The sequence below is a fragment of the Mycolicibacterium smegmatis genome, assembly GCF_001457595.1.
GTDB lineage: Bacteria > Actinomycetota > Actinomycetes > Mycobacteriales > Mycobacteriaceae > Mycobacterium > Mycobacterium smegmatis.
This window is the reverse complement of the sequence record NZ_LN831039.1, coordinates 2,247,733-2,261,320: the sequence shown is the minus strand read 5'-3', so window position 1 is coordinate 2,261,320 and position 13,588 is coordinate 2,247,733. Positions and strand designations below refer to the sequence as shown.

Below are 13,588 nucleotides of genomic sequence, written 5' to 3'. Positions count from 1 at the left end.
TTGCAGCCGTTCTCCCAGCAGTCCTCAGATGCACAGGTTCACCTTTCTCACAGACGCGCGAAACACGGATCGGCTTCGTCATTGGGTATAGACGCGTCCTGGCTGGAGAACCTTCCGACGAGACCCGTGTCGGTCACCGCGACGCTGTCGGCGTGGATGCCCAACGGGTAGTTCTCGTTGAGCTTGGTGGTCAACCCGTTCAGCGCGTCCTGCACCGTCTCCTTGGAGAACGGGCCGGTGACGTCGAGGACCTCCAACGTGAGGTCGCCGTCGGTGACGACCGGCCGCGCGGTGACGCGGTTGTCGCCCGCCGCCTCCAGCGTGAGGGTGCCCGCCGCGGCGTCGGTGCTGACGCCGGTGACGAGGCTTCCGACGCCGGGCAGGTTCGCCGCGACAGTGTCCTTGATGCCCTCGGAGGTCCAACTCAGCGTCGCCGTCAGCGATCCGATGGTGCCCTTGGAGTCGGCGGTGCCCTGCAGGCGGATGTCCTTGAGCGTGACATCGGCAGTCATGCCCTCGGCGGCCTGCACCTGCCTGCCCGCGGTTTGCACCGAGATGTTGGTGTAGTGGCCGGTGATGTGCTGCCACAGGAACGGTGGGTTCACCCCGAAGGACACCGTGGCGTTGTCCTCCACGACGCATTCGGCCACCGCGACGAGCAACGTGCCCGCGCGGTGGCGCGCGTACAGTTCGGCGCCGGCCAGCCCACCGACCACCAGCGCCACCACGATGACGGCGATCAGCACCGCGGCCTGCCAGGTGCGCAGCCACGCCCGCTTGACGGCAGGCGGTGACGCACCCAGCGGTCCGCCCTGTGCGACGGGCGGGCGTGGCCGGGTGATCTTCTCCGTGGCGGCCGCGTCGAGCGGTGGGCGGCGCGCACGCATCTGTTCGGTCGGAGGCTCCGGACGCGGTGCCCGCAGCTGTTCGGTGGGCCCATCGGGCCCGGCCGGCCCTGTCGGGCGGGGTGGCCGGGGTAGGCGCCGGGTGGCCGGGTCGGGCGGTGGAAAGCCCCGGCTGGGCGGCACAGGACGCCGGCCGGGCTGCGGGCCGGGCCGGCCACCGGGCCGATCAGGACGCTGCGGCGGTGTCGCCATTCGCGCCATTCTGCCGCATTGCCCGCGGGGTGTGGCGATCTCAGGCCTGCGGCTGCGCCTGCGTCGACTCCGCCGCCTCGGCCGTCGCGGAGGCCACCGGCCGCACCGTCACCGCCGCGGCAAGCGCCAGCGCGGCGACCATCAGGCACAGCACGGTGTACCAGAGACTGCCGATGGGGTCGCCGTCGGCGGTGACGCCACCGACCGCACCGAACCAGTCAGGCAGCGCGGTCAGCCACAGCACGGTCATCACCGCCAGATACACCGCGGCGTAGCCCAGGATCACCCCGCCCGGCCCCAGCGGCGGCCGGGACGGCGACCGCAGGCGGCGCCACTGCGCGAACATCACCGCGACCGCGACGACGCTGAGCGCCAACAGTTCCAGCGCATACACGACACCGCCGACGACCGTGCTGCCCGAAAGCGAACCGGAGACGGTGGCGGGCAGCGGCAGGATGAACGTCCCCACCGAGGCCAGCACACCGACCACCACGGTGCGCAGCGCGATCTGACCGCCGGTGAACGACCGACCGCCATCGACGTGGCGACCGACGAAGAACTGCACGCAGAACGCCAACGACGTGGGCCACAGCGCCGCGAACACCACGACGCTGGGCAGCGGCACCGAGTCGAAGAACGGCTGGTTGAGCGGGTGCTCCAGCGTCCACTCCCACCACCGCAACTGCGGGCCCAGGTGGTCGAAGATCTCGTAGAACGCGTGGTGCACGAAGCCGACCGCCAGCGCACCCACGAATGATCCGTACCGCGTGAAAACCCCGAGCCTGCGCACGATCTCGAAAGACACCGTGGCCATCATGGGATAGATCGCGACGATGTAGAGCGGCAGACGTCCCCACAGGAACTCCACCGTGAACAGGTTGTGCGCGAACATGGTGTCGACGTGCTCTTCGATGCCGAACGCGGCCGGAAAGTACAGCGGCGGTTCGATGATCAGCAGGTAGGCGATGGCGCCGAACCACAAAACCACGTTGGTCGGATCGCCTTGTCGCCGATAGCGGTTGACCGCGTACACCAGCGCCAGTACGGCACCGGTGATGACGAGGATCTCGAGGGCGAGCAATGTCCAGTTCTCCAGACCGAACGGGTTGCGGAACGAGACCAGGCCACCGATGTCGTCACAGGAGAAGCCCATCCGCTGTGCGAGATCGGCGAACGTGGGGGTACACAGGTCAGACATTGGCCACGTCCGCCTTCTCGCCTGCGGTGTACCACTGGGTGACGTCGTAGCCCGTCTCGTACCGGGCGAACCACTCGTCGGCCAGTGCGGGCAGCTTCTCGTGCGCGGGATCGTGCCCGGGGATCTGGCTGCGTACCACGCCGACGAGCGCCACCAGCATGTCGCGCACGGGCAGATGGCCGAACGCGTTGGCGATCGGGCCGTCGTCGGGGGCGGCGAGGAACGGCAGCCGCTGCATGAGCTTCTTCCTGCGGGCCTGCATGCCGAACATCGACATCGCGTCCACCCCGCGTTCGGACACCGGGACGTGTTTGTTGAACCCTTCGCAGGCCAGGCGCAACACACCCCAGACGTGCTTGAACACCGAGGGGGCCACGCGCATGCGGTACCAGGGGTCGTCGACGACGGCGTCGTAGATGATCAGCGCCGAGCTGCGGTGCTCGACCTCCTCGACGAAGTGCCACAAAAACAACGACGCCACGCGGTCGTCGCCGGGCGCGAAGAGCGTGTCGTCGTGGTCGAGCATGAGCTTGAACACCGGGGTGAACGTCGCCTCGAGGTCGGCGGTGTAGGCCAGGCGGTACTTCAGCGGGGTGTTGGCGGTGAGGTCGTCGAACGCCTTGACCACCTCGTCGAGGGTCTCCTTGAGCGCGGGATAGCTCTTGATCAGACCCTTGGCGTGCTGACGGTGGGCCATCGAGTGCTGGCCCTCCTGGCGCACGAAAGCCTGTGCCTCCTCAGCGATCTCGGGGTCGGTGATGTGCGGCATGGCCTCGGTGATCATGTGGCCGATCATCTTCTCGAACGCGATGGCCAGAAACGACACGGCGTTGGCCATGCTGGAGAACGCCGGGTTGGCCTCGTTCCACAGGAAGGGCACGTGGTGGTCGGCGAAGGCGAACCGCATCTTCCGCACGATCAGGTCTGTCATCGATGACACCTCGCTGATTCAATAATCATACAAATCTGAGTTGCTCTGTATGATTACTTGTAGCCCGACAAAGGTCAATGCCGAGTGCCTGGCGATATCCTGCTGGCATGTCGTCGGCAGCAGGTGACAGCAGTGGCGCGTAGACGTGGATGGGACGGACGCCCGCCCGCCGACGACGAAGAGGCCTCGGCACGCATCGTCGAGGCCGCGGTCGAACTCATCTCCGAGACCGGGTCCGACGTGAGCATCGCCGACGTCGCGGCCTCACTCGGCGTCATCCGCCAAACCGTTTACCGCTACTTCCCCACCGCCGACGCGCTCATGAAAGCCGCGGCGATCGCCTCCGTCGACAGTTTCCTCGACCGTCTCGCCGCGCACGTGCGGGGCATCACCGATCCGGCCGACGCGATGACCGACGGAGTGCTGTTCACGCTCGAAGAGGTCACGCGCACACCGCATCTGGGGATCCTGCTGTCGGAGCCGTACCTGCACGCGCACTCGGGCAGCCTGGCGTCGGACGAGGCACAGGATTTCGGCATGCGGATGCTCAAGCGCTTCGACGTCGACTGGGCGGCATACGGTTACGACGAGACCGCCCAGCGCGAACTCGTCGAGTTCACCCTGCGCATCATGCTGTCGTTCTTCGTCGCCCCCAACCAGCAGACGCGGTCACCAGAAGAGTTGCGGCGCTTCCTGCGACGCTGGCTGGGCGGCGCACTGCTGGCGCAGCCGCGCTAGGGCAGAACCGTCCTCATCAACATGACGTTGTAGGCCGACCACAATGACAGATTGAAGTACAGTTCCTTACCCGTCGACCACGGGTGCAGGAACGGCGCGTAGATGCCGCCCGGGTACTGCATCGAGGGCACCAGCAACTGTTCGGGACTCCACGGGCCCTGTGGCGCAGGCGCCGTGCGCATCACCACATCGTTGGCGCCGTTGCAGTACAACACGACGTACTGCTTGAGATACGTGTTGTACTGCGCCGAGAGCTCACCCACCGGACCGGGGATCACCGGCGTCGCCGCCCCCGGATCGCGCGGCACCCACGAGTTGGAGTTCGAGTTCCAGTACTCGTACCGGTTGAGATCGGGCACGGCCCCCGGCGCGACCCGCGCGATGAACGCCGCGCCCCCACGCCCGGACGGCGTGCCGAACATGTACAGATACTGGTCACCCGGGCCGGGTTTGAGGAACGCGGCCTGCTGGAAGTTCTCGTTGCCACGCACGTAGCGGGCACCCGACACCAGACCGTCGCCCGGCGTACGCACGGTGCCGGGATACACACCCCAGTTCTCGCCGTTGTCCGGCGAGACCGCGATCGCCGAGTAGTTGGTGGACCACCGGCCGTCGCTGTCCCAGTTCCGGATGGACATGAAGTTCAGGTACTGCGTCGTGCCCACCGACACACCCGCGGTCGGGATGATGCCTTTCTCGGTCGCCGCCCACTTGGTGCTGTTGATGATCTGCTTGGAGATCCCGGGCGCCAACACCGGTGACCCCGAGAAGTTGTTGCGGGCAACGCCGTTCGGCACGGCGATGGTGTTCGACAGTGCCCCGTCCTGGCTGCGGAACAACACGTTGTACCGCCACTGCTGACCGCGGACGCTGCAGTAGCCGTAGGTGTCGCCGAAGGCCATGAGCACCTGACGCGCACCGGGATTGCCGTTGTCCCACATGATCCCGAGGTCGGTGCCGGTGATCGCGAACTTGCGCGCGGTGTCGTTGGGGCTCTCCGGTCCGGTCACCCACCCGACGAGCGTAGTGCCCGGCGGCGACGGTGGCGGCGCGGGCGCGGGCGCGGGCTGCGCCTGCACCTGCGGCTGGGGCGCCGGTTGCGGCTGCGGTTGTGGCTGCGGTTGTGGCTGTGGCAGGACGCCCGCCTGCTGTCGCACCTGCCCCGAGCGCGGCGTCACGGCCTTGAGCAGGTCGCGAGAAAGTTGCCCGAGCCTCGGCAACGGCGCGTCGTCGTTCGCACCAGAGGGCCGGTGGCCGCGCGGCGGACCGCCGGTGAGCCCGGGCAGCGCGGGCGCGGGGCCCTGGTTGGCCGGCGGTTGGATCGCCGCGGCCGCGCCCGTGCATGGTTCGGCAGCAGCAGGCGGCGCCACGGTGATCGCCGCAGTGAGGCCGACCGCGGCGAAGGCCGCCATGGCGACCATGGGGGTCAGCGTCGGAGCGTGGGGACGTCGCGACATGTCACACCTTCCGGAGCGGGACGTCGCACCGACGTCTAGAGTGGGCGCTTGTGACGATAGTGATCACTGAGGCATTTGTGATCATTGAGCCATCAAAAGCGATCCATCCGTGACCGTGTCGCAACCGACTGATCATGCCGGCACCTGCTATACACCCCGAGCGCGCCGTTAAGGTGGCGCAATGAGTGGCCCAGAGCAGCGCGCCGGTGTCGACCTCACGCACCTCGACGACCCCCTGGCGCCCGGCATCGGCGCCACCAAACGCGATCTCGTGGACTATCTCGATGCCGTCGCCGACCACATCCTGCCGGCGCTCGCCAATCGTCCACTGACGGTGATCAGGACGTTGCGGGGCCAGAAACCGTTCGTACAGAAGAACATTCCCAAGTACGCACCCAACTGGGTACGTACCGTACCCATGTGGGCCGAGTCGTCGAAGCGCGAGATCCGTTACATCGTCTGCGATGACCGGCGCACGCTGTTGTGGCTGGCCAATCAGCGTGCGGTCGAATACCACCCGGCACTGGGACCGGCCGACAACATCTACCAGCCCACCCATCTGGTACTCGATCTCGATCCGCCCGACGGCGGTGATTTCTCCGCCGTGGTGGCCGTGGCACATCTCGTGCGAACCGCGCTGTCGAACTGCGGACTTTCCGGGGCCGTCAAGACCAGCGGATCGCGCGGTGTACACATCTTCGTCCCCATCGACACCCACCCGCCCGTCGACGATGTCGCCGCGGCGACGCGCGCACTCGCAGCGCGTGCCGAGGCGTTGGATCCCGCGATCGCGACGACGGCGTTCATCGTGGAGGACCGCGAGGGCAAGGTGTTCGTGGACGCCACCCGCTCCGGCGGGGCCACCGTAGCCGCGGCCTACAGTCCGCGACTACGGCCCGGCCTGCCGGTGTCGTTCCCCGTGGACTGGTCGGAGTTGGACCGCGTCACGCCAGGCGATTTCACCGTGCACACCGCGATCGACGCGCTCGCCGGCCGCACGTCGTGGACCGACGCAATGCCTGCCCCACAACGCCTACCGGCCGACCTCATCGAGCAGGGCCACACGATTCCCGTCGCGCGGGTGGCCGCAATGCACGAAGGCAAGCGGCGTGCCAAGGCCCGTCGGGAACGTGACGCGTCGAGTTAGGGCACCCCGTAGGGTTTTCGAGTTCCAATCGTTGCGAGCTGGGGCTATGAAAATTGCTGGCGCAGGTTTGTGTCGGTCATGGCGCAGAGGGCTGTGTTTGACGCCGCGCAACATCGCTTTCGGTGGAAGCGCCACGGTGATCGCCGGTAACCGGTCTGCCATGAACTCACATCAGGCGGGAAAGGCAACGAGCACTGGTCGGCGTAGCGCTGGGTTGTTACGCGGCGGCGGCATCGGACCATCGCGGTTTTCATCCCAGAACAAAAAAGAATCATTACAGTACAAACATGCTGGACGTCATCTCGGAGATCGAGAATCGACTGAGTGATTCGTCCGCGAAAGGACTGTCTCAAGCAGTCACCAGAGCGATCCGTGAGGGCGTCCTACGTCCCGGGGATCGCCTACCGCCGGTCCGGGAGTTGGCCCATCAACTCGCTCTCTCGCCGACGACGGTGAGCGCGGCCTGGGCATTGCTGGTCCGGGCCGGCACCATTCAAACCGCCGGGCGGCGGGGCACGATCATCATGGATCTGCACACGCAACGTCAGGTCCGCTACCGGAATCCCGCCAACGCCGACCGCCCCTACGAGTTCGACCTGTCGACGGGCGCACCTGATCCGCGCCTGTTGCCCGATACCACCCAGGCGGTGCAACGGGCTCTGACCGGGGCGAGCCGGTCCGGATACACCGAGGGCGCCGTGGACCCCAGTTTGATGGAGGTATTGACGGCCACCTGGCCGTACGAGCCGCCGGCGATCACCGTTGTCGACGGGGCGCTCGATGCCCTCGATCTGCTGATCCGCAGCCGACTGCGGATGGGAGACCGGGTGATTGTGGAGACGCCGACCGTCCGCGGACTGCTCGATCTGCTGGTCTGGGCGGGTATAGAACCGGTCGGTGTGCCGATGGACGAGGAAGGGATGGTTCCCGAAGCGTTCGCCGCGGCGATGCGAACGCCGACACAGATGGTGTTTCTGCAACCGCGGGCGCACAACCCGACCGGGATCGCCATGACGACACCGCGGGCCCGGCTTCTGGCCAACATCGTCAAGAACACCGAAACGTTGGTGGTCGAAGACGAGTGCGGCAGCGCCATCTCGGCCGCCCGCGAGGTGACTCTGGGCAAGCTACTCCCCGGACAGACCGTGCATGTCCGCAGTTACTCGAAGTCGCATGGACCGGATCTGCGGTTGGCCGCCATGGGCGGTCCCGAGGACGTCATCGCCGGAATCGGGCATCTGCGAAACCTCGGACAGGGCTGGACCAGTTGGTTGTTGCAGCGGGTGCTGCGAGAGCTGCTGCTTGATCCCCGGGTCACCGCCCAGGTGGAACACGCGCGGGCCGAGTACGCACGCCGGCAGACTTCGTTCGCCTCGGTCCTGGCCGAGCACGAGATCCGCACAGTCGGGCACGATGGGCTCAACGCCTGGGTTCCGGTTCAGGACGAGTCGGCGGCATTGATGCGCATGGCGGTCGAAGGTGTGGGCGCAGCCCCCGGACACCTGTTCACTGTGGGTCCCGGTGAAAAACCGCATGTGCGAATCACGGTGGGACTGGTCACCGGTGACGTCGAGGATGTCGCCGAGCGCGTGGTGCGCGCCGCGCATGCCGGGGGCTGGCACTCCACCGTGCGGTGATTTGTAACAGAACAAATCGCTATTGTTGCATGTATTCCGGAACGATACGGTCATGTGAGGACGGCCACACTGGACCGAGTTCCCGACTTCTCGACCAGCCGTAACATGACATCGGTCATGTTGCAGCACAAGTCATCTCGGTCTCCTGGCTGTTGTCGGCAGGCGTGTTTCCCCGTGTGCCCATCCACGATGGGATTGACCAGGAGGATGAATGACTGTTCCATTCCAAGTCGGCGTCATGCAGCTCACGATGGAGCCGGTGTCGAAGATGCTGGAGACTGCAAAAGCGCTGGATCACTACGGATTTGACAGCCTGTGGCTGGCCGAGGCCTACCCGTGGTGGCGGACGCATGGCGTAGAGGTCCGCTCAGCAACGGCGTTGGCGCCACTGCTGGCCCAGGCCACGACCAACCTCAAGATCGGATGGGGGATCATCGGCAGCTACGCCCGCCATCCCTTGGTCACCGCGATGGACGTCCGGGTGGTTCAGGAGATGGCTGGCCCGGACCGATTCTACTGCGGCATAGGCGCATCAAAGATCCTTATGAACGCCATCGGACAGGGTGACGACACGAAGAGCAGGCCGCGCACCAATGTCGAGGAGACGCTGCGTATCGTGCGAGCTACTCTCGACGGGAAGAAGGTCGATTTCGTCGGGCGCGAATATATCGCTACTGCACCAGAACTCGACCCGAATGCAGAGGTTCCCGACTGGAAGATTCCGCTATATGTCGGCGGTGGCGGCCCGCGAATGATGCAGACCGCCGGCGAGCTGGCCGACGGGTTGATCACACCGAGCCTGACCTCACCCGCGTTCTACCCGTACGCGATCGAGCACATGCGCCGGGGTGCGGAGAAGGCCAACCGCAAGGTGGAGGAGCTGGATCTGGGTGCCACCTTGATCGCCAGCTGCGGTCCTGACCGTGAGTCCGGACGCCGAGGGGCGCGAGAATTGTTGGGGCGGTATCTGATCAACAAGGCCCGCAATATCCGTGGTTCTGGCGACGTGCTGTTCGAGAAGGCGGGCTTGAGCCCGGCCGAGTTGATGCCCGTCGTGGAGGCGATCGAACGGGGCGGCAACAAGGTCATCCCCGATGTCGTCACCGACGAGATCATGGACAAGACCAAGGTCATTGCGGGCACGCCCGAAGAGGTCGCCGATCTGATCATCGAGCATCGCGACAGCGGTTGCCGGCACGTCCAGCTGGAGCTGTGGGGTGACGATCGGGAAGCCCAGATCAAGCTGATCGGCGAAAAGGTTCTGCCGCGGGTTCAATAAACCGGTTGTGCTGTGTCAAAGGCGATTACCACACTGTGGAGGTATCCGGGTATGAACGTCGGTCGCGATACGGGCGGCGACACCAAGCGGCAGAAACAATCCGGCGAGCAGTTCATCCTGCGGGCCGATCGGGTGACGAAGCGTTTTTCGGTCAAGAACAATCACAATGACGTGCTGTCGGAATGCTCCGTCGATATACGGGAGGGAGAATTTGTCAGCCTGCTCGGACCGTCGGGTTGCGGCAAGTCGACCCTGCTGAACATGCTAGCCGGTTTCGATCTGCCCGATTCGGGTGGCGTCGAATTCCAGGGCGAACCGATCAACGGGCCCTCACCGCAACGCGTCATGTGCTTTCAGGACTCGTTGCAGGCACTGTTGCCCTGGCGCACGGTGCAGGCCAACGTCGAGTTCGCGCTGTCCCTGGCGCATGTCCCACGCTCGGATTGGCCCGCCCGGGTGGATGAACTGCTGACCATGGTCGGGCTCGACCGGCACCGCGACTCCATTCCCCCGCAGCTGTCCGGGGGTATGCGCCAGAAGCTGCAACTGGCCCGGGCGCTGTCGGTCGATCCGGCGGTGCTGCTGATGGACGAGCCGTTCGGTGCGTTGGACGCGATCACCCGAGAGGTGATGCAGCGCGAATTGTTGCGGATCTGGGCGGGAAGCGGAAAGACCGTCGTGTTCGTCACCCACGATGTCGGCGAGGCAGTGCTGCTCTCGGACACCGTCTATGTGATGAGCACCGGGCCCCGCGCCAAGATCAAGCACCGCTTCGACATTCCGGCGGACCGGCCACGAAGCACCACCGATCCCGAGCTGTCGACGCTGATCGACACCATCGGCCGGTCGTTGGGGAGTGCCGCCCATGCGTGAAGCACTGCGAACGGTCGCATGGACGCTCGCCTCGTTGGCCATCTTCGTCACCGTCTGGTGGATCCTGTCGATGACGCTGTTCAACCCGGCCCTCGTGCCGCCGCCGCAGCAGGTGGCCGCACGGGCATGGGAGTTGGTCAGCACCGGCCGCATCTGGCCCGACGTACTCGCCTCGCTGCGCCGGGTGTACGTCGGACTGATCGCAGGCAGCGTCGTCGGCGTGGTGATGGGCATCCTCATCGGTCAGGTCAAAGTCATTGAGCGACTGCTTGATCCGGTCATGCAGCTGATGCGTAACCTGTCGCCGACGGCGATGATCCCGATCTCGATCGTGTGGTTCGGGATCGGTGAGAACTCCAAGTACTTCCTGGTGTTCTGGGGCGTGGTGTTCTTCGTGACGGTGAACACCATCGCCGGGGTGGCGGGCACGCCCCGCACCCGGGTTCGGGCCGCCCGCTGTTTCGGAGCCTCCGAGGGAGTCATCTTCTTCCGGATCGTGCTGCCCTCGGCGGTGCCCTACATTGCCGCCGGAGTGCGCCTCGGAGTGGCCTCGGCCTTCATGACCATCGTTCCCGCCGAGCTGTTGGCGGCCCAACGGGGTGTCGGTGCGCTGCTACAGCAGTCGTCGCTGCAGGGACAAACGGATCGAATGTTCGTCGCATTGGCGGTGATCTCGCTGATGGGATTCCTGTCGGATCGGTTGGTCAAGTACCTCTTCGAGAACGTGTGGGGCCGCTACACGCGCTACCAGTCCGATCTCTGACACCAAAAATTCAGTCTCTCCGTAGTTTCAACGAGTAAGAGGAGTGCCGCAGTGGAGTTCGATTTCGAGAAATTCGCCGATCTGATCGACGAATCGCTGATTGTCGACCTGGCCAAACGTGTCATCGAAACCCCCAGCCCCACCGGGGAAGAATACGACCTCGCCGTGCTGCTGAAGGAGGTCTACGGCGATCTGGGCCTGGAATCCGAGCTGCAGACGCTCTACAGCGACGGCGACGTGGACCGGGTCAACGTCGCAGCACGGTGGCGCGGGAACGGCACCGGACCACACGTGCTGTTCAGCGGTCACCTGGACAGTTCGGTGCGCGGTGATGAGCCGTGGCTGATCGGCGACGGCTGGAAGAACACACCCGTCGTCGACGACAGGATCATCTGGGGCAACGGCATCTTCAACATGAAAGGCGCCTTCGTCTGCTACGCCGCAATGATGGATGCGATGCGCCGCGCCGGCGTTTCCTTCGCCGGCGACGTGGTGATCGCCGGCACCTGCGGTGAGATCGAACTCGGGTCGGTCGACGAGTTCACCGGCCGCCGCTACGACAGCCAGGGCGTGGGACTTCGATACCTGTTGCAGCACGGGTATGTGGCGGATTTCCACATCCTGGGCGAACCGACGGGGCTGGTGCCTCACGTCGGGCACATGGGTTCGACGTGGGCCAAGATCACCACCTCGGGGTCGTTCACCCACAGCGCCTGGGCGGACCGCTCGACCAGCGCGATCGACGAGATGTGGACACTGCGGCATGAACTCAACGACTGGGTCGCGGACTATCGCAAGAACTTCGTGTTCCAGGGCGTGGCGCCGCAGGTGAACTTCGCCGCGATCCGCGGCGGGCACCCGTGGCGGGCCGCCCGCACCGCGAACACCTGCAGCATGTACGTCGACATCCGCTTCCCCCCGAACGTCTTCCCCATCGACGTCCAACGCGACTTCACCTCCCGGGTCACCGAGATCGCGGCCAAACATCTGCGCGGCGACGCCCGGGTGGACTGGTACATGTCGCGGCCGGGTGCTCTGGTCAGCCCGAGCAGCCTGGTCGTCGAGCGCATGGTCGACGCCCACAATCAGGCGGCCGGTGAGGATCTGGGGCCGGTGTTCGGGCCACCGTGGTGCTCGGATGCCATCGATTCGAACCGGCTGGGCATCCCCACCGTGCTCTACGGGTTGGGCCGTACCCGCGTCGATGACAGCGCCTCACCCAATGCCAGCGGTGATCCCCGCAGCGCCAACGGTGAGTACGTCTGCATCGACGACATGGTGACGGCGGCCAAGGCCTACGGCGCGGCCTGCGCCGGCCTGATGGGCCTGGACATCGACGAGGTGCACCGCACCCGTCAACCGATGCCCAGCGTGGAGCTGTGAGATGAGTGTTCAGAAGGTAATCGGATGCGCGCACAACAGTTTTGCTGATGTTTGGTCCGGAAGGGATGGGCAGTTGTCATGAAGAAGTTCGCAACCGTGGTGGTGACGGTGCTGATCGCGGCATCGGCAACTGCGTGCGGCGCAGACGACGGCGGTGAGGACGGCGCGACACAGCTGCTGCTGCTTTCGCAGCAGACCCCGTTCACTGCGCCGTCGTACTTCGCCGAGAAGCTCGGCTACTACGACGAGGCCAATCTCGACGTGGAGATTCGCGCCTTCCCGACGGGCACCACGGCGCTGGAGGCGTGGAAGTCCGGCATCGGTGACGTGGTGTATTCCGGTGCGCAACCGGCACTGTTGAACTACGGCAACACCGATGGCACCAACTACCGGATGATCCAGATCGCCACCCGCAGTGAGCCGGCTCTGATCCTGATGGCCAACCGATCCATCACCAGCGCCAAGGACCTGGAGGGCAAGAAGATCGCCACCCGGATCGGTTCCACCTCCGAATGGTGGCTGCAGCGCTACCTCGCCCACAACAAGGTGGACACCAGCAAGGTGGAGATCATCAACCTCGATTCGCAACAGATGCCACCGGCGCTGGAGATCGGCGACATCGATGCGTTCGCGCTTTATCAGCCCGTCGGATGGCAGTCCCAGGCGGTGTCGGGTGACAAGGTCCATCAACTCGCGGACGCCACCGAGGTGCCGGGAGTGTCGGATCTGACCTCCTACGGGGTGCGACCGGAAATGATCGAGCAGAACCCGGAAGCGGCCAAGGCGTTCGTCGAGGCCACCAAGCGGGGAGCCGATTACGTGGTGGCGCATCCGGAGGAGGTCGGCGAGTTCTATGCCACCGAGTTCGGCGCCAACAACGAAGACACCGTGCGCACCATCGCCCTGTTCGACTTCAATCCGGCTTTCGACGAGGACGCGGTGTCGATGATGCAGGACCTGGTCGACTGGTCGGTTGAACACGGCGCGCTGACGGCGGGTTTCGACATCAACGACGTGATCTGGACCGAGGCCGCCGGCCAGTAGCCGGACCGGGTCATATCCGTATTCATTCGAGGAGATCTATC

At 65.5% G+C, this 13,588-nt stretch carries 12 protein-coding genes; 8 read left to right on the top strand and 4 right to left on the bottom strand.

Annotation, left to right across the window (positions count from 1 at the left end; genetic code table 11):
* Window positions 1-47: 47 nt before the first annotated feature.
* The 3 genes from AT701_RS10745 to AT701_RS10735 are packed head-to-tail and all read right to left on the bottom strand — an operon-like array spanning window position 48 to window position 3,226.
* On the bottom strand, window positions 48-1,106 hold the full coding sequence (locus AT701_RS10745; RefSeq protein ID WP_014877297.1) for an LmeA family phospholipid-binding protein: 1,059 nt from the start codon (window positions 1,104-1,106) through the stop codon (window positions 48-50).
* 31 nt (window positions 1,107-1,137) lie between these two features.
* Window positions 1,138-2,295 carry a DUF7802 domain-containing protein gene (locus AT701_RS10740; RefSeq protein WP_011728160.1) on the bottom strand — a complete coding sequence of 386 codons (1,158 nt, stop codon included), beginning with the start codon at window positions 2,293-2,295 and terminating at the stop codon, window positions 1,138-1,140.
* The gene (locus AT701_RS10735; RefSeq protein WP_058125810.1) at window positions 2,288-3,226 is read right to left on the bottom strand and encodes a metal-dependent hydrolase; all 939 of its coding nucleotides are present in this window, start codon (window positions 3,224-3,226) and stop codon (window positions 2,288-2,290) included. Before AT701_RS10735 ends, AT701_RS10740 begins: the two co-directional genes overlap by 8 nt.
* A 132-nt stretch (window positions 3,227-3,358) precedes the next feature.
* Between AT701_RS10735 and AT701_RS10730 the strand changes: the two genes are divergently transcribed.
* Window positions 3,359-3,964 carry a TetR/AcrR family transcriptional regulator gene (locus AT701_RS10730; protein WP_003893481.1) on the top strand — a complete coding sequence of 202 codons (606 nt, stop codon included), beginning with the start codon at window positions 3,359-3,361 and terminating at the stop codon, window positions 3,962-3,964.
* On the opposite strand, the gene AT701_RS10725 is transcribed toward AT701_RS10730, so the two are convergent.
* Window positions 3,961-5,421 (bottom strand): glycoside hydrolase family 183 protein, encoded by a 1,461-nt coding sequence (locus tag AT701_RS10725; RefSeq protein WP_081319444.1) that lies wholly within the window; start codon window positions 5,419-5,421, stop codon window positions 3,961-3,963. The genes AT701_RS10730 and AT701_RS10725 overlap by 4 nt on opposite strands.
* A gap of 181 nt (window positions 5,422-5,602) precedes the next feature.
* Here AT701_RS10725 and AT701_RS10720 point away from each other — a divergent pair, with 181 nt between their 5' ends.
* From AT701_RS10720 to AT701_RS10690, 7 genes are all read left to right on the top strand, one after another.
* Window positions 5,603-6,568, top strand: a complete 966-nt coding sequence (locus AT701_RS10720; RefSeq protein ID WP_058125809.1) for a DNA polymerase domain-containing protein — start codon at window positions 5,603-5,605, stop codon at window positions 6,566-6,568.
* 287 nt (window positions 6,569-6,855) lie between these two features.
* Entirely contained in the window at window positions 6,856-8,205 is a 1,350-nt protein-coding gene (locus AT701_RS10715) for an aminotransferase-like domain-containing protein (RefSeq protein ID WP_011728155.1), read from the top strand.
* A gap of 211 nt (window positions 8,206-8,416) precedes the next feature.
* The gene (locus AT701_RS10710) at window positions 8,417-9,484 is read left to right on the top strand and encodes an LLM class flavin-dependent oxidoreductase (RefSeq protein ID WP_081319443.1); all 1,068 of its coding nucleotides are present in this window, start codon (window positions 8,417-8,419) and stop codon (window positions 9,482-9,484) included.
* 51 nt (window positions 9,485-9,535) lie between these two features.
* Window positions 9,536-10,357: an ABC transporter ATP-binding protein gene (locus AT701_RS10705; RefSeq protein WP_011728153.1), complete on the top strand. Its 822-nt coding sequence runs from the start codon at window positions 9,536-9,538 to the stop codon at window positions 10,355-10,357.
* On the top strand, window positions 10,350-11,120 hold the full coding sequence (locus tag AT701_RS10700; protein WP_045756591.1) for an ABC transporter permease: 771 nt from the start codon (window positions 10,350-10,352) through the stop codon (window positions 11,118-11,120). The genes AT701_RS10705 and AT701_RS10700 overlap by 8 nt, the downstream gene beginning before the upstream one ends.
* A 51-nt stretch (window positions 11,121-11,171) precedes the next feature.
* A complete protein-coding gene (locus AT701_RS10695) occupies window positions 11,172-12,503 on the top strand; it encodes a M20/M25/M40 family metallo-hydrolase (RefSeq protein ID WP_011728152.1) in 1,332 nt (443 codons plus the stop codon).
* Between the two features lie 78 nt (window positions 12,504-12,581).
* Window positions 12,582-13,547, top strand: coding sequence for an ABC transporter substrate-binding protein (locus AT701_RS10690; protein WP_011728151.1), 966 nt, complete (start codon window positions 12,582-12,584; stop codon window positions 13,545-13,547).
* Window positions 13,548-13,588: the final 41 nt, after the last annotated feature.